Here is a 22,987-nt window from a genome sequence, read left to right on the forward strand (position 1 = left end):
TATTGCCTGTACATTCTTTTATATCACAAACTTGATTTAACCCAAGCGCCTTGCATAAATCCATCGCTGCTAAAATGTATTTTTTCGCAGATTTCTGATGTGATTAATCAAAAAACGAGCAGCTGCGCCTTGCTGGCTTTCACGATTCCAGACTAAATCGACAAAGTATTCAAATTTTGGAGTGAAGTCTGCGAAGTTTAAAATTTTCAGCTGCTGTTTCAGCAAGGGGTTTTCATTCAGCATGGCTTCGGGCAGCACGCCCCAGCCTAAATTTTGCAAAATCATGGCGCAGGCAGAATGATGATTATCCGTGCGCCAGTAATTTTTTGAGTAAAGCAGTTCGGGCTTAATGCTGCGGTCGCGGCTGGCCACCACAATTTGACGGCTCTGCAGAATTTGCTCAAAACTGATTTTTGGATACTGTGCGAGTAAATAATCTTTGGATGCAACCGGAACCAAAGCCTGGCGCTTCAGCTCGATAAACTGCTCATTGCTTTCCAGCTGTTCTCGTTCAAACATCAAGGCAAATTGAGCTGTTCCATTAACCAGCATTTTTTGTGCATCTTCCTGCGGCGCGGTGAAAATATTGATTTGCAGCTCAGGAAACTGTTTTTCCAGCGCCGCGATATAATCGGTCCAATGGGTGTGCAGCAGTTCCGAAACCACCACAATGTTTAATGCAGACTCCAGACCGGAGCTAAGCGCCAAAGCATGCTGTTTCCATTGGTTCATTTCTATCAGCAATTGTTCAGTCTTTTCAAATAGCGTGATGGCCTGTGCAGTTGGAACAGGTTCACGGCCAGCACGATTGAAAAGCTTGAGGTCTAAATCAATTTCTAAATTGGCGATGGACATGCTGACGGCAGAAGGGACTTTTCCCAGTTTGCGCGCCGCGGCTGAAAAAGATCCTGTCTGCATGACTGTTTTGAAAATAAGAAGCTGTTCTTGATTGATGTTCATGGGCACCTTGCAGTGGCTATGCATTCATTATGTATCTAATCTATCAAATATATTGAAAGAATCTAACTGGATTAATCAATTTAATGAAAATAAAATGCACCACATATTAATGATCTAGAAGAGAGTCTAAAATGTTGATTTCCAAGAGAAGGATTATTCATGCGCTAAGCTATGAGATCATCCTGTTGGTGATCATTGCTATCGCGCTCAGTTTTATTTTTGAAGTTCCGATGGAAGTGACTGGCACATTGGGAATTGCAATGGCGCTTACTTCTGTGATTTGGAACATGATTTTCAATCATTTTTTCGAAAAATTTGAAGCAAAAAGAAAGTTAAAAAGAACCGTTGGCGTGCGTATGCTGCATGCTGTTGGTTTTGAAGGCGGGTTAATGCTGGCGACGATTCCGATGGTGGCGTATGCCATGGAAATGAGTATTTGGCAGGCTATTCTGCTGGATTTCAGCATGACCATGTGTATTTTAGTTTATACATTTATTTTCCAATGGTGTTATGACCATTTAGAAGCACACCTAGGATATCAGCCTAAATATCGATAAATTTCATGTAAAAATAACACAATGACCCAAAATGACATGCTTGGGTTTTTGTGGATATAAAAATCATTCCTTTTTTAACATATGATAAAAATTGTAAACAAAAAATAAGCATAATTATTCACTTAGTGTGATGGTTATTCGAAAAATAAATTTGTTTATGAATTCATCATGTCGAAAAAGGAATGAGACAATGAAATTAGGCTTAATTGCTGTGCCATTGATTTTAATGGGTGTAACACAGGCAGGGGTCGCAGCCACACAGGGGAATTTTAAACGCTTTTCGGTTTCTGCAGGCTGGCTGCATGTCATGCCGCAAGGAAAAGCCAATCCGTTTAATATTAATACAGCAGTGAAGGATGGTACCCAATCTACAGTAGGCAAGATAAGTCAGGGGGCTTTTATTGACTCCATTGATCCAAATGCAACAATAGATAATGGTGTAGATCCTGAACCAATAAATTTAAAAGCAGGCCTTTTAAAAATGTTTGACCAAGGCTTAGCAGATGTAATTGGTGATGGTAAGGGGAATATTAGTGAGGTTTTTACCGGAACAGCGACCGTAAATGGTTTGGAAGAATGGCAATCAGAAAGTACCGGTCTTGAAGCGGAGGACGTTGATACATTAGGCTTAACCATTAACTACTATATGAATGATAATGTATCTTTACAGCTGATCGGCGGTATTCCGCCGAAAGTTGATATTAAAGGCAAAGGTGAAATATTTGCTCCATTAAGTGGACTGGCATTGCCGACAGGCGTTGCAGCTATGATTTTTCCTGATGGCTTGCCTTTAGGCCAAGATATTCCTATTACAAATCTTGGCAATAAATCTAAAGCGGCGACTGCACGCGCTTGGACACCTGCATTGGAAGCACAGTATCAGTTTGGGAAAAGCGGCATAAATAAATTTAGACCGTATGTAGGTGTTGGTCTTATGTATGCCTATTTTAATGACATTAAGCTCAACTCAGAAATTCGATCAGATTTGGAAGCTGCGGGTCATATGATTCAAAATGTTTTAGATAATAAAGCAGGGGCAGCATTAGATGGTCAAGTATCCTCTGGTGTTATGCGTGTGGATGTCGATGCAGATGATGCAATTGCACCAATTGTTACCGCTGGTTTTACTTATGATTTGAATGACCATTGGTACGGTGTGGCGTCAGTTTCTTATGCTAAATTGAATAATAAAACTACGATTAATGTTGTGAATGAATCTACAGGCCAACAGTTAATTCATGCAACAACTAAAATTGATATTGATCCTTTAATTACTTATCTGGGTGTCGGATACCGCTTCTAAATATCAATAAGTAAAAAACCGCTCATCAGAGCGGTTTTTTACTTTCAAGCGTAAAAGGATTATTTTTCTACAATCGCAGTCACACCTTGACCGCCAGCCGCACAGATCGAGATTAATACACGGCCTGAACCTTTTTGATTAATCAGTTTTGCAGCTGTAGCTAAAATACGTCCGCCCGTTGCGGCAAATGGATGGCCTGCAGCCAAAGATGAACCATTAACATTCAGCTTAGTACGGTTAATTGAACCTAAAGGTGCATCCAAACCTAAACGGTCTTTACAGAATTTAGGGTCTTCCCACGCTTTAAGCGTAGACAATACTTGAGAAGCAAATGCTTCATGAATTTCGTAGTAGTCAAAGTCTTGAAGCTTAATACCGGCACGGTTAAGCATGCGCGGAACTGCATACGCAGGCGCCATCAGCAAACCTTCTTTTTTACCTACAAAATCTACCGCCGCTGTTTCTTGGAAGCTTAAGTAAGCCAAAATTTCATGGCCATTTGCTTTCGCCCATTCTTCAGAGGCTAAAAGCACGCAAGATGCGCCGTCAGTTAAAGGCGTAGAGTTGCCGGCAGTCATTGTGCGGCCGTCGCCTTTACCAAAAACAGGCTTTAATTTCGCCAGTTTTTCGACTGAAGATTCAGGGCGCAAATTATTGTCGCGCTCTAAACCAAGGAATGGCGTAATCAAATCATCGAAGAAACCTTCTTCGTAGGCTTTAGCCATTTTTTGGTGAGAAGTCGCAGCCAGCTCGTCTTGCGCTTCGCGTGGAATACCCCATTCAAGCGCTGTAATGGCTTGATGGTCACCCATTGAAAGGCCTGTGCGCGGTTCGCCATTTTTAGGCGCATCCATTAAATCTTTAAGATTGATTTTAGTTAAAGCTTTTAAACGGTCTTTACCAGTTTTCGCAATGTTCAATTCAAGCAAAGCTTTACGCAGGCCGTCACCGAAAGCGATTGGCGCATCAGAAGTGGTATCTACACCGCCAGCAACACCGACTTCAATTTGACCCAAGGCAATTTTGTTGGCAACAAGGAAGGCCGCTTGTAAACCGGTGCCGCAAGCTTGCTGAATATCGTAAGCAGGTGTTTCAGGAGCAAGTTCAGTATTTAATACACACTCGCGAGTCATGTTAAAGTCACGGCTATGCTTTAAAACTGCGCCAGCAACCACTTCGTCTAAACGCTGGCCTTGCAGGTTAAAGCGTTCTACCAAACCATTTAATGCTGCAGTAAACATGTCTGTATTTGATGCAGTGAAATAAGCGCCATTAGAGCGGGCGAATGGAATGCGGTTGCCGCCAATGATAGCAACGCGGCGGACAGTGTTTTGGCTCATGGTTTTATCCTGTTGAACAGAAGTTTGAGTTGTTTGTTTTAAAGCTGTATTTGATGGCGCTGCAGTTGTCGAAGCTGGGCTCTTGCTGGCGTTGCGTGCTGACGCTGCGCGAGGGCGGGCCGGTTTAGCTGCAGCAGCTGCTGACTTTGCCGCAGGCGCTGGTTTTTTTGCTGTGCGCGGAGCTGTGGTTTTTGATGGTTTTGACACAGCGGGTTCAGCAGAATTTTCGGCTGCTGGATTTTCTTGAGTTGTTTTGCTCATAAGGCTTTTCCAAGCATGTAAAAGTATTTCTGGACAGTACATTAACATATTCAATGAGGGGCTGAATTGACTAGAATGACATTGCAGAAAGCTTTCAGGTCAAGTCATCAAAACTGCAACTCAAGTATTATTCTAACGACACTGATGGATCTATTGAAATATAAGTCACTGACATCATATTGAAGTTAAAAGGATATCTTCAAAGCCATCAAAAAATTAATTTATTCGAGAGATACAAACATGACTGACCAATACCAAGCTTTCTCAAAATCTCCAATTGGTAAATTTGTCATCAAAAATTTAGGTTTGCCTGCACCGACTTTCCTAGAGCGTTTTGAGTCTGCTACTCCTGTGGTAAAAGGTGCGGTACTTGTAGGCGCAGCGTCAAACAGTCCGCTGTCTGCATCTATTGCGCAAGTGTTGGCCAATATTCATGCAAATGCTTATGCAGGAAACAATTCTGAACTTCAGCAAGCTGCGGCCAAAGCAGGTTTAAACCTTGGCGCCTTTAATGAAGGCGACAAAGAATCAAAATTTAAAGTCGTGGTTTTTGATGCGTCAGGCATTGAAAATTCTGAGCAGCTGCATGAGCTGTACGCATTTTTCAATCCAATTGCGCGTCAAATTCAAGCGTCTGGCCGTGTAGTGGTTGTCGGCACAACGCCAGAAACTGCGCCTACGGTAAAACAGGCCATTGCACAGCGCGCATTAGAAGGCTTTGTGAAGTCGGTCGGTAAAGAGTTTAAAAAAGGCATTGCGGCTAATCTGGTTTATGTTGATGCCGGTGCTGAAGCAAACTTGGAGTCTGCACTTCGTTTTACGGTATCCCCGCGTTCTGCCTATGTTTCAGGTCAAGTCATCCGTGTCTCTAAAGCAAACACTGTAGATGTGGATTGGGCAAAACCGCTTGCGGGTAAAACTGCTGTCGTCACTGGCGCGAGCCGCGGCATTGGCGAGGCGATTGCGCATGTGCTTTCACGTGACGGCGCGCATGTTATTTGCTTAGATGTTCCGCAGCAGCAGGCAGACCTTGACCGTGTCGCCGGTGAAATTGGCGGTTCAACACTAGCCATTGATATTACCGCTGCGGATGCAGGCCAAAAAATTAAAGATGCCGCTGCAGCGCAGGGCGGTTTGGATATTATTGTGCACAACGCCGGCATTACCCGCGACAAAACGTTGGCCAATATGAAGCCGGAACTTTGGGACTTGGTGATTAACATTAACTTGTCTGCGATTGAGCGTGTAAATGATTATTTACTGGCTAACGATGGCTTCAATGCCAATGGCCGCATTGTGTGCGTATCGTCAATTTCAGGCATTGCGGGCAACTTGGGTCAAACCAACTATGCAGCCTCTAAAGCCGGCGTGATTGGCGTGGTGAAGTTTACTGCGCCGTTGCTTAAAAACGGTGTAACCATTAATGCTGTCGCGCCAGGCTTTATTGAAACGCAAATGACGGCAGCCATTCCATTTGCAATCCGCGAAGCGGGGCGCCGTATGAATTCAATGAGCCAAGGCGGTTTGCCAGTAGATGTTGCTGAAACGATTGCCATGTTTGCATCTACAGCATCTACAGGTTTGAACGGCAACGTGGTTCGCGTTTGCGGTCAAAGCTTGTTAGGGGCTTAATGAATCCCTCTTAAAATTCCCTCTCCTTTAAGGAGAGGGTTAGGGAGAGGTAAAAACTTACTATAAAGGGACATGGGGCTACCCTCATCCCAGCCTTCTCCCAGAGGGAGAAGGGGCTTTTAAAACATTGAAATAAAAACTTCTCAAAGGTTCAGTATGAATACTCGCCATTTCAGTCAGCTGCCAAAACCTTATTTGGCTTATCCGAAAGTCATTCAAGGTTTGATTTTTAAAAAGCCGAAAGGTGAAAAAGTTCTGCCGCAAGTTGAATATGTGGTGGATTCATTTCAAGTCGATGCAAAACATCTCAAAGCCTATAACGAAGTGTGCGGCTTTAAAAATAATGGCTATATTCCTGCCATCTATTTAGCTGTACTGTCACAGAGCCTGCAAATGCACATGATGACGCAGGAAGCGTTTCCGTTTGCTGTTTTAGGTTTGGTGCATATCCGCAACCAAATCAAGCAGCACCGCAAAGTGGGTGTGAATGAGCAGCTGAGCCTATCCTGCAAATTCGGTGAATTGAAACCGCATGATAAAGGCGTGCAGTTTGATTTTATTACGACAGTAAAAGTAGGCAATGAGGTTGTTGTAGAAGCTTTAACAACTTATTTAGCGCGTCAAAAAACCAATGGCGGCGCTGGCGCCAAACCTGCGGAAAGCAAAGCACCTGAATATCAATTGGCTGCAACTTGGGATGTGTCTGAAAATACCGGCCGCCGCTATGCGATGACCTCAGGTGATTTCAACTTAATCCACATTCATGCCGTGACGGCAAAAGCCTTTGGTTTTAAACAGGCCATTGCGCATGGCATGTGGAGCAAAGCAAAAGCCCTATCTAATTTGAATTTGCCAGAGGCGTATGAAGCAGACGTTTGGTTTAAATTGCCGATGTATTTACCGTCTAAAGTTGAATTTTTAACGGCGGAACAAGGCAAAGATACCGCGTTTCTGATTCGCAATGCGAAGAGTCAAAAACCGCATGTGACTGGTTCAGTCAAAGCGCTGTAAGAGAAGAAACTAAGCCTAAATCAGAGATGATTTAGGCTTTTTAAATGTGATAATGCGGGAAATAAATAAGGCCAAGGATATGGATATTCAGCAGATCAAGCAGTTTTTTTCAGCAGATGCCAGCAACTATACAGGCGCTGTTGATGAGCGCTTTGCCGACTTGGCGCATTTATTCAGCAAATTGCAGGATGCCAGAACCGCATATGGCGGGGCCGCATTAGCCGTTTATTTTCAAGGCCAAAAAGTTGTCGATATTTATACGGGTCAAAAGTCTGCAAGTGAACTGTGGCAGGCGGATACACTGTCGATTTGCTATTCGACAGGCAAAGGCGTATTAGCCACTTTGGCGCATATTATGGTGAGGCAGGGACTTGTGGAATATGACCTGCCGATTGCGCATTACTGGCCTGAGTTTGCGCAAAATGGCAAGGCGCAAATGACTTTGCGGCACATTTTAAGTCATCAAAGCGGTTTATATGATGTGCGCAATAATATTGCTGAAGCCACGGAAATGGCAGACTGGCACCATATGCTGGATATCATGGCAAAAGCCAAACCGCGTTTCAGCTTTGGGGAAGACTTGGCTTATCAGCCTTTAACCTTTGGCTGGCTGGTCGGCGGGGTGTTGGAGAAAGCATCAGGGCAAACTTTAGCGCATTTAATGCAGCTGTATCTGGTAGATCCTTTGGCATTAGATGGCGCATATTTTGGCGTACCCAGCGATCAGCTGCAGCGGGTCGCGCGGCCATTGCTAAAACCTAAGAATGATGCACACCGGGCGGCTGGTAAAAAGCAGGCTGCAGTCCGTAAAATATCGGCATTCGACAAGCTGATTGAACTGAGCGGACAAAACCCTCAGGACTTTCAAGATGCCATGATCCCCAAAGGCATGAAGAAATTCAGCTTTTTTAGTGACGAAGGCATTCAGGCGGTGATTCCAGCAGCGAATGGGGCTTTTACGGCAAATAGCTTGGCTAAAATTTATGCCATGCTGGCCAATCGCGGCGTTTGGGATGGTCAGCAGCTGATTGATGCGGAAACTTTTGCCAAGCTGAGTGAAGTGCAAAGCCGCAAGCGCGACCGGATTATGCCAATCCCGATGCATTGGCGTCTCGGCTATCACCGTGTATTAAGCTTAGGAAAATCATCCAAGGGTTTTGGGCATATTGGCTTTAATGGCTCAGGCGCTTGGTGTGATCCGGAACGCCGGCTGAGTTTTGCGTATACCCATAATTTTGCGACAGGTTCACTCACTGGGGATTATCGGCTATGGACGTTGACACAAGAAACTTTAAGATGCGCTGATAAAATTCTAACAGGACATAAAGGCTGGTTTTAAGGTTGAGATCAGGTACGCTGCGGGCGCGGCTGCTGAGATTTGTGATACTGTTGCGCCAGAAATTTGAATGCAGTTGTATTATGAAAAAAACCGTTTTTATTCCATTGATGGCAACAGGTGTTTTGCTTGGCTGTCAGGAGGCGAATCAGTCACAGGCCAAAGATGCATCCGCCATAGAGCAAAAAATGCAAAAACCCTTATGGGCTGGTAGTTACAGCGGAACGACACCATGCATGAGCTGTGCTTCCCGTTGTGAAGACTGTCCTGGCATGGTGATCGATTTAGTTTTAAATCAAGATCAGACTTATGAACTGCGCCGTGAAAGCTTAAGCGGCCATAATGCAGTGGAAGTGCTGAAAGGCCGAATGCATTTTAAAGATACGCAGCAAACTCAATTAGAATTGCTGAATGTCAAAACCCGTAACATGATTTTTGTGGACTTGGAAAATCAAATGCTGGAAATTCGTATGGATCAAACAGCACAGCCTTATGTCGCCCAAGATGATTTTTTGCTTGAGCTTGGGAAAGCTTAATTAAGTATAAAAATACAGTTTATGATTTTGACTTGAGTGTCCTTTACCATTCTGAATGCTCATGGTAGAAAGATGAGACTGCATTCAATTTTCTATAGATCAATGATTAAAAAAGAATTATCAATTACAGAGCTATTCGGGGTTTTATCTGTAATCGCATTAAGTGTTTCTGTCCTTTCCAATGCCTTTTTTTATTTCTCTTTAGATGCTTTATGGGTGATGTCGGTTTTATCACCCACGTTTTATATTTTTGAAATTATCAAAGTTACAGTCATTTTGTGTGCTGCAATTGTGGTTGTCGGCGGATTAATAGCTTTATATAAATTTTTATTAAAAAAATGGCAGATTTTAAAACCCAAGGCTAGATATCGGCTAAATATACATGGTGATAATTCAGAGTTGAAGCGAAGTGTAAAGTCGAGTGAAAAAAGATTTGAAATAGGCCAAATTGTTTTTATTACGATAGTTACAACAATTGGCGCAGTCACTTTATTTCATTTTAAATGGATCGGTTATACTTCTGTTTTATGGTGTGCGGTATTGGTTGGAAGCATTCTAGCCTTTCTCACAGACAATGAGATACATAAAGATCAAAGTTTAAAAATCGTTGTTTTTACAATAATCGCACTTTTTGCCACTTGTTACTCAGCGCAACTAAAACTCAATAGCATTCAAAATTCGCCCATAGCTTTTTTAAAATCTTCAGACAAAAACACATGGTACGTTTTAGATGGATTTCAGGATAAAGTCATCCTTTTAAATCAGGCCAAAAACAAATCCAATATTAAAGTGGTTAAATTTGAAGAAATCGATCGAATTAGTTCCACTGACTGAGATCTTCATTCACTCTTAGCCAAAAAAACAGTATCCTTATGCATGTGAAAAGGAGCATACATGTATCAAGTACTTGCGCGAAAATACCGTCCCCGCAATTTTAATGAATTGGTTGGTCAAAACCATGTGTCCCGTGCCTTAACCAGCGCGCTGGAACGTGGGCGCCTGCACCATGCCTATTTATTTACGGGTACACGCGGTGTCGGGAAAACCACAATTGCGCGTATTTTGGCGAAGTGCTTGAACTGTGAAACCGGTGTAACTTCTACGCCGTGTGAAGTATGCGCAACGTGCAAAGCAGTCAATGAAGGCCGTTTTATCGACTTGATCGAGATCGATGCGGCATCGCGCACCAAAGTTGAAGATACACGTGAATTACTGGATAACGTCCCGTATGCGCCGACGCAAGGCCGCTTCAAAGTCTATCTGATTGATGAAGTGCACATGCTCTCTACACATTCTTTCAATGCGTTGCTGAAAACCTTGGAAGAGCCGCCAGAACATGTGAAGTTCCTGTTTGCGACGACTGATCCGCAAAAGCTCCCAATTACTGTAATTTCGCGCTGTCTGCAATTTACACTGCGTCCATTGGCCGTAGATGAAATTACATCGCACCTGACGGCAATTTTAGAAAAAGAAAGCATTTCAGCAGAGCAAGATGCCATTTGGCAAATTGCTGAATCTGCACAAGGCTCTTTACGTGATGCATTGTCATTGACGGATCAGGCAATTGCGTATGGACAGGGCGAAGTTCACCATCAAGATGTGAAAGAAATGCTGGGTCTGATCGACCGAACCATTATTTATGACTTGATTGCGGCCATTCAGCAAAATCAAAAAGAACGGATCAGCGAATTATTGCTGCAATTTAGACAGCAAGCTTTAGATGTATCTTTAGTATTGGATCAGCTGATCTCGACTTTGCATGAATTGGCGATGCTGCAGTACTTGCCGAATTTAAGCCTAAAATACAGCGCAGAAATTAATGCCAAAATTATGCAGCTTTCGCAACTGGTCGCTGCGCAGGATTTACAGCTGTATTATCAAATTGCCTGCAAAGGCCGTGCAGAACTGCAAATTGCGGTGACGCAAGAGCAAGGGTTTGAGATGTGTGTGCTACGCATGTTGGCTTTCCGTCCAATGCAGCCCAATGAACGTTTAGTGTCGGCACCGCAGGCTGTACAGCAAAATAATGCTCCAGAAATTCAAATGCCTGTTCAGAACAGTATGCAGGTGCCTGCCGCATTGAATCAGCCTGAACAGCTGTCATCTCATCAAAATGTACAGATAGAAGATCAGAAATCTGCAGCTTCAGTAGCGCCAGCAGTTTCAGAAATCGATGAAGAATATTATTCAGATGACGATGAATTTGATGACCAGCATCATCAAACTGCATCTGATGACCCATCTTCAGATGATTTTTTAGATGAACCTGTGCCGCCGGAGGCGCCAGCTGCTGCAGCTGAACCGCAGCCAGCAGCGGATCAAATTGTTTTTGATGCCGGCAGCGGTGACACACTGTTTGGATTGGAACCTGAGGAAGACGGAAAAGATCAGCGCGTGAATGCGCAAGAAAACTCAGATGATTTGCTGTTTGAGGCCATTGCGCCTTTGGATGACATGACGTTGCACGTTACCGATACATCTGAAAACGCAGCGGATGTGACTGAACAGCCTTTGCAAAGCGCTGAGGCCGTTACTGAGCCTCATGCAGCAGCGCTAGAGCCAGCACTGTCAGAATCATCCAACCTTATGCCGCAGGATATTCTGAAACTGCAGCCTCAGCAGCTGGAAGGCGAGTGGACCGTCGATAAGTGGGAGTATTGGTTCAGAAGCAGTGAATTATCGCCAGCCTTGCAGGAGCTTGCGCAGCATGGCTTGATGACGGGTGAAATTGGCGGTGTTTCAACTTTTCACGTTCCAACGCAATATGAGCGTTTGGTGACGCAAATGCAGCATTTGCTTGAACAGGCGCTGCATACGCAATGGCCGTCAACACGTTTTGATGTGAAATATGAAGAGCTGGAGCAGCTGACGCCCTATGCATTGCAGCATGAACGCAAGGGGAAAGCTTTTCAGCGCGCTTCAGAACTTTTACATCATGAGCCGGTGGTGGATTCGCTGCTCGCAGCCTTTGACGGCAAGCTGGAGAATATTCAGCTTAAATAAGCTCGGCAGCTGGCGATAAATATTCATGCAAAGCATCCCGTATTTCGTTTGGAATCGGGGTGCTTTTTCGTGTTTGGCGGTCTACGAAAACATGTACAAAATTCCCTTGTGCCGCGGCATCATTTTGTCCTTGTTTAAAAATGGCGAGGTCATAAGTTAAAGATGAATTGCCAATTTTAGCGATGCTGACACCCACTTCAATGACTTCTGGGTAGCTCAATTCCTGCATAAAATTACAGGATGAATTGACCACTAAGCCAATAATCGGTGAGTTTTGAAGCTGAAAGCCGGCTTTTTGAATGAGCAGGGCATTGGCCGCAGTATCAAAAAAGCTGTAATACATAATATTGTTCACATGGCCGTACATGTCATTGTCTGACCAGCGGGTTTGGATCGGAAAAATGAACTTAAAGTGATGTTTGTTTTTTACAGGCGGTTTCATATTTTTGGCTAAGTTGCGCTCTTTATTCAGTTGTACTGAATTTTATGCAGCCATTCAATAGCAAGATTGAGGAGTTCTTCATAAAAAAAAGCTATTCAAATAAATTGAATGCCTGTAAGAAGCAAAGGGTTAAAGTATTGATTAAAAACGATAGCCAATGCCTAGATAAATGAAACCAGATTGATTTCGATTTTACTGCGGCCTTCTAAAAGAATATCCCATGGCGCTGTTGACGTAAGCCAAGTTTGACCAAGGACATTTCATTTGGCTGCAGTGCAAAGGTGGGCATAGCTGACAGAGGCTTTCCAAAGCAGTTTTTATTAATATTGACATCAACGCCAGCAATTGCAGCTGGCGTGAACGCATCATCTACTTTCATTTTTCCAAATTCAGGCTTAAGTAAATTTCCTATAAGGCTTCTGATTTTTTATAAAAAACAGCTAATTGAGCGGGTGAAAACCATCTTATTATTGAATTTTAAAAATGACACACTATTCATATATCGATGAATAAATATGCAAGGCATCCGCTTTTTCTAAGGCCCGCGGGTTATTTTGCAGCAGGCGGGTTTGCAGCAGCGCATCATCCGCAAGCTGTTCCAGCTTATTTTTAGGCACATTGAGCTGATTAAGCTTCAGTGTTAAGCCGCTGCGGTCCAAATGATTCTGCATATGGTCAATAAATAAATCACATAGGCCATCGGTACAGCCAGTGCTGTGCGGATCAAGCCATTGCATCAGTTCTGCATAATGCTGTTTAGCCGCAGGCGCATTGAATTTCATAACTTCCGTCAGTACCAGTGCATTGGTATGGCCATGGGAAAGGTGGAAGTGCCCGCCTAAAGGATAAGCCAAAGCATGCACAGCGCCTACAGGCGCATTGGCAAAGGCTTGGCCTGCCAGCATGGAACCGACCAGCATGTTCTGGCGGGCTTCCATATCGCTCTTGTTTTTCAGCACCAGCGGCAAGTTCTTGTTCAGTAGGCGAAGCGCCTGTTTAGCCAGCATATCAGCATAGGGGTTTTTCTTGATTTTTGAGGTGTAGGCTTCTATGGCATGCACCATGGCGTCAATGCCTGTCGCTGCAGTAATGTGTGCGGGCAAATCTTCAGTAAAGCTGGCATCTAGAATGGCCACATCGGCATAGAGCACTGATGAAACAATGCCTGTTTTGGTGGTTTCGCCAGTCGTTACAATTGAAATTGGCGTGACTTCCGAACCCGTGCCAGCCGTTGTCGGGACTAAAATCAGCGGCAAGCGCGGATGTTTGACATTGCCGACGCCGTATAAATCCTGAATTTGCTGTTTTTGCTCAGGATGGCTTAAAACGGCAATGATCTTTGCTACATCCAGAGAACTGCCTCCGCCAAAGCCGAGAATTAAATCTACTTTTTCTTTTTTGGCAAATTGCACTGCATCCAGCACGATATATTCTGCAGGGTCAGCCTGTACATTGGAATAAATAGAGTAGTTCTGTTGATGCGATTCTAAAATTTCTAAAATAGGCAAATGCAGCTGTTGCTGGATCATGCCTTGATCTGTGACGAGCAAAACACGTTTGGGGTTAAACGCATTGAGCAGGGTTTTGAGTTCAAGAATTGAACCGAGTCCAGAAATAATGCTGCTGACGGTTTGAAACTGAAAATTACTCATCGTTTTATCCTTATTTTATATACCTAAATGAACATTATTCTTGAGACTTGATATAGGATTCAGCTGTTAAATAACTTAACATAAGATGCTTGAAATAAAAGTACATTGAGGTTGTTATGTCATCCAAAACGCCCTATAAGGTGTTGTGTGTGTGTTTAGGCAATATTTGCCGTTCTCCGACAGCGGAGATCGTACTCAGACATTATTGTGATGAAGCAAACTTAAATGTGATGATCGATTCTGCTGGAACCAGCAATTACCATCCGAATAAAGCGCCTGACAGCCGCAGTCAGCTGCATGCAAAACAACGCGGCTATGATTTATCTGCCTTGCGCGCCCGACAGCTGATTCACCGTGATTTTGTTGAATTTGATTTAATTCTTGCGATGGATTATGAAAATTTAGAGAACATTCAGCAATTGATGCGTCAGGCACAGCAGGAATTTGGCGCCTCAAGGATTCGCGCTGAAATTTCACTGATGAGCCAGCATGATCCTGATTATCCCCAGCAGGAAGTGCCTGACCCGTATTATGGCGGTCAAGATGGGTTCGAGCATGTGCTGAATCAATGCGAATCCAGCAGTCAGGCTTGGGTGCAAGTCTTTCAGAAACAATTTAACCCGCAATCGGAGCAATAAGGTTTAAGTTATGAAGATTCAAACACAGGTACAGCTTAAGCCTTTTAATACGCTCAGTTTAAATTCGGTGGCATCGCACTATACCAAAATTAAAAATACAGATGATTTGCTGAGCGCTATTGATTACGCTGAACAGCAGAGTTTAAATCTATTGATTTTGTCTGGCGGCAGCAACATGCTCTTGCCGGAACATCTTCATGCGCTGGTGATGCATATGGATATTCAGGGTATTGAAGTTGCAGCGGAAGATGCGCTGAGCACAACGGTGCGTGTGGGCGCAGGGCAAGTTTGGCATGATTTTGTATTATGGACGACAGCGCATGATATGTTTGGCTTGCAGAATTTAGCTTTGATTCCGGGCTTAGTCGGCGCATCTCCTGTGCAGAATATTGGCGCTTATGGGGTAGAAGCTGGTGAGTTCATTCAGTCTGTGCATGTGTATGACCGTAATGAGCAGACTTTTATCGATATAGATGCATCTGACTGCAAATTCAGCTACCGCCACAGTATTTTTAAAGATGACCCAAACCGCTATATCATTACGCATGTGTCATTCAAGCTGCTGAAAAAAGCGGATTTAAAGCTGAATTATGGCGATTTGAAAACTGCAGTGGGAGATAATTTGACGGCTGAAAACTTGCAGAATCAGGTCATTGGTATCCGTCAAAGCAAATTGCCAGATCCTGCAGAATACCCAAATGCAGGCAGTTTCTTTAAAAATCCAATCATCAGTCAAAAGGCATATGACCAAATTGCGCTGCAATTTCCAAGTTTGCCCCATTATCCTCAGCCAAATGATCAGGTTAAAATTGCGGCTGGCTGGCTGATTGATCAGGCGGGCTGGAAGGGTAAAAAGCTGAATATGGTGGGCATGTTTCATAAACAGGCGCTGGTTCTGGTGAATTATGATAACGCTGCGCTGCATGACGTGCGCGCCGCGTACCATGCGGTACAGCAAGATGTATTTGCAAAATTTAATATCGCACTCGAGCCAGAACCTGTACAGTTTGATGAAAATGGTATGATTTGCTCACACTAAAACGGCGGATGGCATCAGGAAAAATGATGAAAAAAACACATTGGATGGTTCGATTGGTGCAAATAGCCGCTGTGCTGTTCGTGCTGTTGGCCTGCCTGATGGTTTTTATCTATACCCCGTTTTATTCTCAGCTGATTGTGAAAGGCCTGAATTATTTTGTTCCAGTCGAAGTGAATGAAGTTGCTGCAAAAAGCCAAAAATTGGCTGCGCTGAGCGATCAGGACAGCTATGAACCGGGTTCTGACATGTGGATTGCGCGTCAATCCTACTTAACAGTCATGGAAGAAGCGATCCAGTCGGACAACTCTCAGAATTTGACTTTAATTCAAACGCGCTATAAAGCGCTGCAAGCTTTAATTGAAGACGATCAGCAAAAAGAATCGGATAAAAAAGAGAAGCCGGCTGTGCCGCTGCTGGCGAGTTCTGCATCAGAAGCAAATATAGAAAATCCTCCAGACGCTGCGCAAAAAGTGAAAGAGCTGCTGGAACTGAACAGTTCTGCAAATCAAGAATTGATGGCGCAATATGTTGATTTTCTGAAAACACATAAGGTGGAACAGCCTGCATCTGAACCGGTTGATGAGCAAATTTTTAAAGATATTGCTTTAATTCATGATCAAAACCAGCAAAAGACAGAAGTGAAGTCTGCACCTTATGCCATAGTTGTATTGGGCGGCGGTTTGACTTTAGATAAAAATGGCAAAGATATTGTAGTCAACAACTATACCCGGCTGCGTTTGGAAACTACACTGGCCGTAGAAAAAGATTATCAATTGCCGATTGTATTGAGCGGTGTAGAAGCTCCTTATATGCAAAGCTGGTTAAAACAGCATAATGTTGATGCAAAATTATTAGAAGACCGCAGCATGAATACCTGTGAAAACACTCGCTTCAGTTCACTGCTCTTGCAGAAGAAAGGCGGTGCGCCGACGGTGATCTTAATTACAGATCAATACCATATGCCGCGAACACGCCGTTTATTTGCTTTGAATGGCATTGAAACGATTCCTATTGAAGCGCCGATGCCATCTGAAATGACCCGCTGGCGGCCCAGTGAGAAAAATTATGATCATAGCCGGCGCGCGAATTATGAAATGCTGGCAACCATGCGCGATATGTGGTTTGGCTCTGAATGCCGTGAGGTGCCTTAATGGCTGATATCCCATTTTTGAATCCATCCATTTTAAAGCAGCTGGATCTGCCGGTTCCCAGCCGCGAAACCACCCCCTTATTGCTGGAAGCGCTGAATCTGAATCAGCCTTATACGCCTTCTTTGGAAATACAGTCATACCGCCGTCTGTATGCATTAGACAGCCTAAACTGCGAGCATTGGCAAGGCTATATAGAAATGCCGATGTTTAAGCTGCATGTACAGGTTTTTCAGCCGAAATTTGAATCTGCAGATGCAAAAATTAAAGGGACGGTATTTCTGCTGCATGGCTATTTAGAACATAGCGGCATTTATCAGCCGATTATCCGTGAAATTTTAGAACAGGGCTTTAGTGTACTGACCTATGATTTGCCGGGGCATGGCTTAAGCAATGGCTCGCCTGCCAGTATTCAAAATTTTGACCACTATCAGCAAGTCTTGCATGCTGTGCACCAATATGTCCGCCTTGCGGATCAATTGCCGCAGCCTTGGCTGGGGATTGGCCAAAGTACGGGAGGCGCTATTTGGCTGCACCATTTGCTGGAATTTGCGGAACGCCGTAAAAATCCGTATGTGAACCGTGTGCTGCTGCTGTCACCGTTAATCCGCCCGGCAAAAACGGCTTGGTGGCATAATTCGGTTGGCCTTGGCATTATCCGCAGAATTAAACGGGAAGTGCCGCGCCATTTTAGGCGCAACAATCATAACCCTGAATTTTTACGCTTTGTCCGCTTAAAAGATCCGCTGCAGCCGAGAATGATGGGGATGGATTGGATCCTCGCCATGTCTAAATGGATGCAGGAGATGGAAGAGCGCCCCGCTTGCCGCATTCCAGTATGGCTGGCGCAGGGCGCGCAGGATCAGACTGTGGATTGGCGCTATAACATTGAGTTTATCCGCCGAAAATTCCGTTTGCAGACGCTGTTGATGCTGGAAGAAGGCTCTCATCAGCTGATTAATGAACGGGCGGATATCCGGGCTGCGCTCACGGGCTTAATTCCTGCATTTTTGCATGCGCACAGCGGCAAAGGCTATTATTGATATGCCTGCTGTGGCGTTAAGCAATAAAAAGCAGCCCATCGGCTGCTTTTTATTGCTTGGTGATAATGATTCAAAACTTATCTGCAGAGGCTAAGTTCCACATTCGGAAATAAAAATTCTCGGCATCTTTATTTTCACAATCCAGCAGTTCGCCGGGCTTTAACCAAAAATGCAGCTGCGCATAGTTTTTAATTTCGCGGTCGTTAATCCGCTGCGCCAAATGATGCGCTTTGATATCGGCAGGGTGTTTCAGTCCCGAAGAGGCTATCAATTCAGATAAGCCATGCATGGTGTTGCGGTGGAAGTTAAAGACCCGCATCGCCTTAGACGGCACATCAATGGCTTTTTGGCGGTCTTTGTCCTGTGTGGCGACGCCTACAGGGCACTGGTTAGTGTGGCAGCTTTGCGCCTGAATGCAGCCGACGGCAAACATGAAGCCGCGTGCAGAGTTGACCCAATCTGCGCCGATGGCCATGGTGCTGGCGATGTCAAAAGCGCTGATAATCTTGCCGCTGGCGCCGATTTTAATTTGATCGCGCAATCCAGCCCCAACTAAAGTATTGTGTACAAATAGCAGGCCTTCACGCAATGGCGTACCGACATGATTGATCAATTCAACGGGCGCAGCGCCAGTGCCGCCTTCGGAACCATCGACAACAATAAAATCAGGCACAATCTGGGTGTCAAGCATGGCTTTAACAATGCCCATGAATTGCCAAGGCTGGCCAATGCAGAGTTTAAAACCGACGGGTTTGCCTAAGGATAATTCACGCAGCTTTTGAATAAAGTGCATCATTTCAATTGGCGTAGTGAAGGCGGAATGGCTGGAAGGGGAAATGCAGTCATGTTCGCGGCTGACGCCTCGAATTTTTGCAATTTCAGCAGAAATTTTATTTTTAGGCAAAATGCCGCCATGGCCGGGTTTCGCGCCTTGCGACATTTTAATTTCAATCATTTTAACTTGCGGCAGTTTAGCCTGTTCTGCGAAACGTACAGGATCAAACTTTCCATCGAGGGTACGGCAGCCAAAATAGCCGCTGCCGAGTTCCCAGACGATATCTCCACCATGTTCTAAATGATAAGGGCTGATGCTGCCTTCGCCAGTGTCATGATAAAAGTTGCCCAGCTTGGCGCCCTTGTTTAAGGCGCGGATGGCATTGGCGCTTAAACTTCCGAAACTCATCGCGGAAATATTAAAGATGGATGCGCTGTATGGCTGACTGCATTGGGAATTGCCAATGGTAATGCGGAAAGTATCGGTGTTTGCAGGCGGGCAAGGAGTAATTGAGTGGGTCATGAAGCGGTAATCTTCCTGATACACATCAATGATTGAGCCAAAGGGCTTGTCGGCATTTTCGTTTTTTGCGCGCTGATAGACAAGGCTGCGCTGCATGCGCGAAAATGGCAGGGCATCTTGATCGGATTCGATAAAGTATTGACGGATTTCTGGACGGAATTCTTCAAAAATAAAGCGGAAATGCCCGATGATGGGGTAATTTTTTAAAATTGAATGCTTATTTTGCAGGACATCGTATAAGCCTAGCAGGCTGAGCAGTGCTGTAATGACCCAGATGCTATTGAGCAGTGTTTCAGGGAGGAAATAATAAATATAGTGCGGCTGATAGCCCACATGAAAGGTGGTGATCAGCAGTGCAATAAAAATACAGGCGAACCAAATAGAATGGCGGGAAAAAAATGTATTCAGCAATTTATGGCGAATAGCTTGTGATGTATCTGGCATTATTATCTAACTTTCTGACGCTGATGATCAGACTATAAATGCGCCAAGATAAAAAATGAAGCAGAAGCATCCGCTTGTTAACGCAATGCAACAATTTTCAAGGTAAACCATGCATTTAGCTTAAAAATTGATCCGAGCGCTTTATGGTTAATTTGAATGATAAAATGAGTTAATCTGCTAATAAAAAAAATTGTTAAATAATGCAAATCTTATGATTTCACAGCCGCAGAAAAATCTCTTACATTAAAAATACTTTCATAGTTAAGAGGATTCCAAGATGACGAAAAAATCCATTCGCTATAACAATGCAGAATTGGCTTGCCGATGCATGCAATGAACATAGCGGCTGAACTTAGCATGCAGACGGCAGTGCGGGTACACGCGCTGTTGCTGCATTTCACAAGGCGCACTGTAAAAAAATCATAAAAACTACTCTAAGAAATTATCGTCCCGCACTGTTGGGACTTTTCTTATTTCTGCTGCGCAAATCAAGGCATTTGCAGTGCTAGGACGGCATTTCTTCCAGCTGCATATTAATGAGGTTCAATTTGGCGGACTGCATCTGAGACCTCTATAGGCTCAATCTGAAGAATTCGGTTGCCAAAGCTGCGCAGCCACCATACCAGCTGTGAAGTATAGGGGACTGTGGCAGAGACACTGCTAAGGCCCTCTTCACGCTTTTCTATGATCTGATCTTTGCTGAGCTGTGTTTCCTCAAAATAATAGGCTTCTTGATCTTTCATCAGCAGTTTCAAATGCACGTTTTCTGTCGGCTTGCTGAAATCGACGCGAAAGCCTAAGGCTCCGGATTCAATATACGCATCAATATCAAAATTAACAGGGTGCAAGGCGCGTGAATTCAGTACATTTGCTGATTTAAAACGGTGCAAGGCAAAAGTCTGAATGTCTGTTTTGTCATGCCTTGTGCAGACTAAATAAATAATTGCACCTTTTTGCACCAATGCCAGCGGGTTTAAAATATAAGTTTTTTCTTCACTGGCTGGACCGCGCCCCTGATAAATGCATTCCAGCTGCTTGTCTTGAAGCAAGCCTTCGTAAATGGCCTGTTGCGCATTTTTTTCTACCAGCGGCGGTATTAAAGGTTGTGTTGCAGGCACAATCCGGACACGGTTAATCCATTGGCGGACATTATTCTGTGTCGAGAGGCTGTGGCGCGCCAAATCAAACCATGGGTTCATTTCTTCAATGAGGCTGGGCGGAAGCAAATGCTTTAAATGCTCTTCCACCATCATAAAGGTGACGGCCTGTGAGCTGGTCATGTGCGGCAAGCTCTGAATCGGCGCATCAGAACGCCAGCGCCAGCCCTGAGGCGACGTTTTGCTGCTTTCAATTGGAAAACGCTGCGAGATTTGATTTAAATCACGCTGAATAGTGCGCAGGCTGATGTCGATGCCTTCACGGACTAAAATTTCCTGCAATTCACGGGTCCCCATCCATTTTCCGATGGAGAGGCGTGAAAGAATTTGCCACTGTCGATAGAGGCTATTAGATGTTTCTTTTTCTTGTGAGGGCATAGTCGATGAAAGCGTTCAGGTAATTTGAAAATTGGTCGTTATACACAATATGAAATCTATAAATCCAGCGCAAGTATTTCATCAATTTTTAGGTCTATATTTTGAAACATGTTGGTACAGCAATGCACTTGCAGCGCAAATTGATTTGATTAATAAATAGACGAAGCGCCAGCCAGTTTGAGTGGCATGCTAATTGCTTTATCTAACTTACAATTAAGAACAATGAATGAGGTTGGTATGCTGAAAGAAAATCAAGATACAACTTCCAGCGCTGCATTAGAGGTGTATGCAGCCGATACAGCTACAGGCCGTATAGGGGCGGATTTAACTTTAACCCAAGACTCTGCGGCTGCAAAATCATACGCGCTGTTTGAGCATTTAAAATCCAGTTTTTTTAATGAAATGCGCGATGATCAGGCAATTTGCGGAGAAGCTTGCAGCCGAATTGAACACTGGCTGTCTCAGCATACGATAGATGAATTAAATGAATTGAATTTGCGCGCGAAAGAACATTTTTTATATGAGGGGATTACATTTACTGTTTATGGGGATGAGCAGGGTGCGGCGCGGACGATTCCTTTTGATTTAATTCCGCGGGTGATTGCAAAAAAGCAATGGAATACAATTGCAGCGGGCAGCGCCCAGCGCGTGAAAGCTTTAAATCTGTTTTTACATGATATTTATCATCAGCAGGATATTTTAAAAGCAGGCATTGTGCCTGAATTGCAGGTGCTGACTCATGAGGCTTATCAGCCGCATATGTATCAGCATGCGCTGAAAGGAAATATTTACAGTCAAATTAGCGGAATAGATATCATTCGGGACAACCGCGGTGAGTTTTATGTGCTGGAGGATAATCTAAGAACGCCGTCCGGCGTATCTTATATGCTGGAAAGCCGCAAGATCAGCCAAAAGTTAATGCCGGATTTATGCAGGCAAAGCAAAATTCTAGGGATTGAGCAGTATCCGAAATTACTCAAGGAAGTGCTGGCGGAAAATGCCTATAGCGATCATTCTTTTATTGTAGTGCTGACGCCTGGCCGCTATAACAGCGCATATTATGAACATGCCTTTTTGGCAAGGGAAATGGATGTACCCTTGGTGACATCACGTGACCTTTTTGTAGAAAACGATAAAGTTTATGTGAAAACCATCAAAGGCCGGCAGCAGGTTGATGTAATTTATAGACGGGTAGACGATGCATTTTTAGACCCGCTGTGCTTTAAGCCAGACAGCACACTTGGGGTTGCCGGACTGATGTCCGCCTATTTGAGCCGCAATGTTGTATTGGCGAATGCACCCGGGACTGGCGTAGCAGACGACAAATCGATTTATCCTTATGTCGATAAGATGATCCGCTTTTATTTGGCTGAGCAGCCTATTTTAAAGAATGTTCCAACCTATCAATGCCGCGAGCAGCAGGACCTTGATTATGTGATTGCCCACTTGGATCAGCTTGTCGTGAAAGAAGCGCAAGGTTCAGGCGGCTACGGCATGCTGATTGGCCCGCAGGCGTCACGGCAGCAGATTGCGTCTTTCAAAGAGAAAGTGCTTGCGTCGCCGCATCTTTACATTGCTCAGCCGACTTTAGATTTGTCGGTATGCCCTACGCTGACAAATTTTGGCGCTGCAGAGCGTCATATTGACTTGCGGCCATTTGTGCTGAGTTCGCCATACCGCACGGAGATTGTTCCGGGCGGGTTAACCCGCGTAGCCATGCAGGCCGGCTCGCTGGTGGTGAATTCCTCTCAAGGCGGCGGCATTAAGGACACTTGGGTTGTCGACAATCTGCATTCTTAGAACTTCATAC

The 22,987-nt window shown here is 44.3% G+C and carries 20 protein-coding genes; 13 read left to right on the plus strand and 7 right to left on the minus strand.

Annotated features, from left to right (window positions below; translation table 11 throughout):
* Nucleotides 1-69 precede the first annotated feature (69 nt).
* Entirely contained in the window at nt 70-960 is an 891-nt protein-coding gene (gene aceR, locus F941_RS06390) for an HTH-type transcriptional regulator AceR (protein WP_005009113.1), read from the minus strand.
* Between the two features lie 131 nt (nt 961-1,091).
* Between aceR and aceI the strand changes: the two genes are divergently transcribed.
* Together aceI and F941_RS06400 are read left to right on the plus strand one after the other, a co-directional pair.
* On the plus strand, nt 1,092-1,517 hold the full coding sequence (gene aceI / locus F941_RS06395) for a chlorhexidine efflux PACE transporter AceI (protein ID WP_005009116.1): 426 nt from the start codon (nt 1,092-1,094) through the stop codon (nt 1,515-1,517).
* Nucleotides 1,518-1,743: 226 nt separating this feature from the next.
* Entirely contained in the window at nt 1,744-2,820 is a 1,077-nt protein-coding gene (locus tag F941_RS06400; RefSeq protein WP_228128344.1) for an OmpW/AlkL family protein, read from the plus strand.
* A gap of 59 nt (nt 2,821-2,879) precedes the next feature.
* Here the strand turns inward: F941_RS06400 and F941_RS06405 are convergent, their stop codons facing one another.
* Nucleotides 2,880-4,421, minus strand: coding sequence for an acetyl-CoA C-acetyltransferase (locus F941_RS06405; protein WP_005009119.1), 1,542 nt, complete (start codon nt 4,419-4,421; stop codon nt 2,880-2,882).
* 240 nt (nt 4,422-4,661) lie between these two features.
* Between F941_RS06405 and F941_RS06410 the strand changes: the two genes are divergently transcribed.
* The 6 genes from F941_RS06410 (at nt 4,662) to dnaX (ending at nt 11,939) form a co-directional block, all read left to right on the plus strand.
* The gene (locus F941_RS06410; protein ID WP_005009120.1) at nt 4,662-6,053 is read left to right on the plus strand and encodes a 3-oxoacyl-ACP reductase; all 1,392 of its coding nucleotides are present in this window, start codon (nt 4,662-4,664) and stop codon (nt 6,051-6,053) included.
* 156 nt (nt 6,054-6,209) lie between these two features.
* Entirely contained in the window at nt 6,210-7,064 is an 855-nt protein-coding gene (locus F941_RS06415; RefSeq protein WP_005009122.1) for a MaoC family dehydratase, read from the plus strand.
* Between the two features lie 79 nt (nt 7,065-7,143).
* Nucleotides 7,144-8,403, plus strand: a complete 1,260-nt coding sequence (locus F941_RS06420; protein WP_005009123.1) for a serine hydrolase domain-containing protein — start codon at nt 7,144-7,146, stop codon at nt 8,401-8,403.
* An 80-nt stretch (nt 8,404-8,483) separates the two neighbouring features.
* Complete coding sequence (locus F941_RS06425) at nt 8,484-8,936, plus strand: copper resistance protein NlpE N-terminal domain-containing protein (RefSeq protein WP_005009125.1); 453 nt, start codon at nt 8,484-8,486, stop codon at nt 8,934-8,936.
* A gap of 36 nt (nt 8,937-8,972) precedes the next feature.
* Nucleotides 8,973-9,770 (plus strand): hypothetical protein, encoded by a 798-nt coding sequence (locus tag F941_RS06430; protein ID WP_228138597.1) that lies wholly within the window; start codon nt 8,973-8,975, stop codon nt 9,768-9,770.
* A 60-nt stretch (nt 9,771-9,830) separates the two neighbouring features.
* Nucleotides 9,831-11,939 (plus strand): DNA polymerase III subunit gamma/tau, encoded by a 2,109-nt coding sequence (gene dnaX / locus F941_RS06435; RefSeq protein ID WP_005009128.1) that lies wholly within the window; start codon nt 9,831-9,833, stop codon nt 11,937-11,939.
* On the opposite strand, the gene F941_RS06440 is transcribed toward dnaX, so the two are convergent.
* The 3 genes from F941_RS06440 to F941_RS06445 all read right to left on the minus strand — a co-directional run bounded on the left by F941_RS06440 (nt 11,932) and on the right by F941_RS06445 (nt 14,033).
* Nucleotides 11,932-12,381, minus strand: coding sequence for an acyl-CoA thioesterase (locus F941_RS06440; RefSeq protein WP_005009130.1), 450 nt, complete (start codon nt 12,379-12,381; stop codon nt 11,932-11,934). The two genes, dnaX and F941_RS06440, sit on opposite strands and share 8 nt — an antisense overlap.
* 205 nt (nt 12,382-12,586) lie before the next feature.
* A complete protein-coding gene (locus F941_RS16505) occupies nt 12,587-12,760 on the minus strand; it encodes a hypothetical protein (RefSeq protein WP_018572912.1) in 174 nt (57 codons plus the stop codon).
* A 112-nt stretch (nt 12,761-12,872) separates the two neighbouring features.
* Nucleotides 12,873-14,033, minus strand: coding sequence for an iron-containing alcohol dehydrogenase (locus tag F941_RS06445; RefSeq protein WP_005009132.1), 1,161 nt, complete (start codon nt 14,031-14,033; stop codon nt 12,873-12,875).
* 116 nt (nt 14,034-14,149) lie between these two features.
* Here F941_RS06445 and F941_RS06450 point away from each other — a divergent pair, with 116 nt between their 5' ends.
* The 4 genes from F941_RS06450 to F941_RS06465 are packed head-to-tail and all read left to right on the plus strand — an operon-like array spanning nt 14,150 to nt 17,901.
* Nucleotides 14,150-14,671 carry a low molecular weight protein-tyrosine-phosphatase gene (locus tag F941_RS06450; RefSeq protein WP_005009134.1) on the plus strand — a complete coding sequence of 174 codons (522 nt, stop codon included), beginning with the start codon at nt 14,150-14,152 and terminating at the stop codon, nt 14,669-14,671.
* 10 nt (nt 14,672-14,681) lie between these two features.
* Nucleotides 14,682-15,710 carry a UDP-N-acetylmuramate dehydrogenase gene (murB, locus tag F941_RS06455; protein WP_005009136.1) on the plus strand — a complete coding sequence of 343 codons (1,029 nt, stop codon included), beginning with the start codon at nt 14,682-14,684 and terminating at the stop codon, nt 15,708-15,710.
* Between the two features lie 26 nt (nt 15,711-15,736).
* Nucleotides 15,737-16,861, plus strand: coding sequence for a YdcF family protein (locus tag F941_RS06460; RefSeq protein WP_005009138.1), 1,125 nt, complete (start codon nt 15,737-15,739; stop codon nt 16,859-16,861).
* Nucleotides 16,861-17,901, plus strand: a complete 1,041-nt coding sequence (locus F941_RS06465; protein ID WP_005009142.1) for an alpha/beta hydrolase — start codon at nt 16,861-16,863, stop codon at nt 17,899-17,901. The genes F941_RS06460 and F941_RS06465 overlap by 1 nt, the downstream gene beginning before the upstream one ends.
* A 70-nt stretch (nt 17,902-17,971) precedes the next feature.
* Here F941_RS06465 and F941_RS06470 read toward each other — a convergent pair whose 3' ends face one another.
* Complete coding sequence (locus tag F941_RS06470) at nt 17,972-19,642, minus strand: FMN-binding glutamate synthase family protein (protein WP_005009143.1); 1,671 nt, start codon at nt 19,640-19,642, stop codon at nt 17,972-17,974.
* Between the two features lie 533 nt (nt 19,643-20,175).
* Nucleotides 20,176-21,177: a helix-turn-helix transcriptional regulator gene (locus F941_RS06475; protein ID WP_026253414.1), complete on the minus strand. Its 1,002-nt coding sequence runs from the start codon at nt 21,175-21,177 to the stop codon at nt 20,176-20,178.
* Between the two features lie 237 nt (nt 21,178-21,414).
* On the opposite strand from F941_RS06475, the gene F941_RS06480 reads away from it, so the two are divergent.
* Complete coding sequence (locus F941_RS06480) at nt 21,415-22,977, plus strand: circularly permuted type 2 ATP-grasp protein (protein ID WP_005009145.1); 1,563 nt, start codon at nt 21,415-21,417, stop codon at nt 22,975-22,977.
* The last annotated feature ends 10 nt before the right edge of the window (nt 22,978-22,987 follow it).

The sequence above is a fragment of the Acinetobacter bouvetii DSM 14964 = CIP 107468 genome (assembly GCF_000368865.1).
In the GTDB taxonomy this organism is placed as follows: Bacteria; Pseudomonadota; Gammaproteobacteria; order Pseudomonadales; family Moraxellaceae; genus Acinetobacter; species Acinetobacter bouvetii.

Bases quoted from the DNA above. Each gene is read 5' to 3' on its own strand.
- aceR (WP_005009113.1), bottom strand. From the start codon at position 960: ATGAACATCAATCAAGAACAGCTTCTTATTTTCAAAACAGTCATGCAG.
- aceI (WP_005009116.1), top strand. From the start codon at position 1,092: ATGTTGATTTCCAAGAGAAGGATTATTCATGCGCTAAGCTATGAGATC.
- F941_RS06400 (WP_228128344.1), top strand. From the start codon at position 1,744: ATGGGTGTAACACAGGCAGGGGTCGCAGCCACACAGGGGAATTTTAAA.
- F941_RS06405 (WP_005009119.1), bottom strand. From the start codon at position 4,421: ATGAGCAAAACAACTCAAGAAAATCCAGCAGCCGAAAATTCTGCTGAA.
- F941_RS06410 (WP_005009120.1), top strand. From the start codon at position 4,662: ATGACTGACCAATACCAAGCTTTCTCAAAATCTCCAATTGGTAAATTT.
- F941_RS06415 (WP_005009122.1), top strand. From the start codon at position 6,210: ATGAATACTCGCCATTTCAGTCAGCTGCCAAAACCTTATTTGGCTTAT.
- F941_RS06420 (WP_005009123.1), top strand. From the start codon at position 7,144: ATGGATATTCAGCAGATCAAGCAGTTTTTTTCAGCAGATGCCAGCAAC.
- F941_RS06425 (WP_005009125.1), top strand. From the start codon at position 8,484: ATGAAAAAAACCGTTTTTATTCCATTGATGGCAACAGGTGTTTTGCTT.
- dnaX (WP_005009128.1), top strand. From the start codon at position 9,831: ATGTATCAAGTACTTGCGCGAAAATACCGTCCCCGCAATTTTAATGAA.
- F941_RS06440 (WP_005009130.1), bottom strand. From the start codon at position 12,381: ATGAAACCGCCTGTAAAAAACAAACATCACTTTAAGTTCATTTTTCCG.
- F941_RS16505 (WP_018572912.1), bottom strand. From the start codon at position 12,760: ATGAAAGTAGATGATGCGTTCACGCCAGCTGCAATTGCTGGCGTTGAT.
- F941_RS06445 (WP_005009132.1), bottom strand. From the start codon at position 14,033: ATGAGTAATTTTCAGTTTCAAACCGTCAGCAGCATTATTTCTGGACTC.
- F941_RS06450 (WP_005009134.1), top strand. From the start codon at position 14,150: ATGTCATCCAAAACGCCCTATAAGGTGTTGTGTGTGTGTTTAGGCAAT.
- murB (WP_005009136.1), top strand. From the start codon at position 14,682: ATGAAGATTCAAACACAGGTACAGCTTAAGCCTTTTAATACGCTCAGT.
- F941_RS06460 (WP_005009138.1), top strand. From the start codon at position 15,737: ATGAAAAAAACACATTGGATGGTTCGATTGGTGCAAATAGCCGCTGTG.
- F941_RS06465 (WP_005009142.1), top strand. From the start codon at position 16,861: ATGGCTGATATCCCATTTTTGAATCCATCCATTTTAAAGCAGCTGGAT.
- F941_RS06470 (WP_005009143.1), bottom strand. From the start codon at position 19,642: ATGCCAGATACATCACAAGCTATTCGCCATAAATTGCTGAATACATTT.
- F941_RS06475 (WP_026253414.1), bottom strand. From the start codon at position 21,177: ATGCCCTCACAAGAAAAAGAAACATCTAATAGCCTCTATCGACAGTGG.
- F941_RS06480 (WP_005009145.1), top strand. From the start codon at position 21,415: ATGCTGAAAGAAAATCAAGATACAACTTCCAGCGCTGCATTAGAGGTG.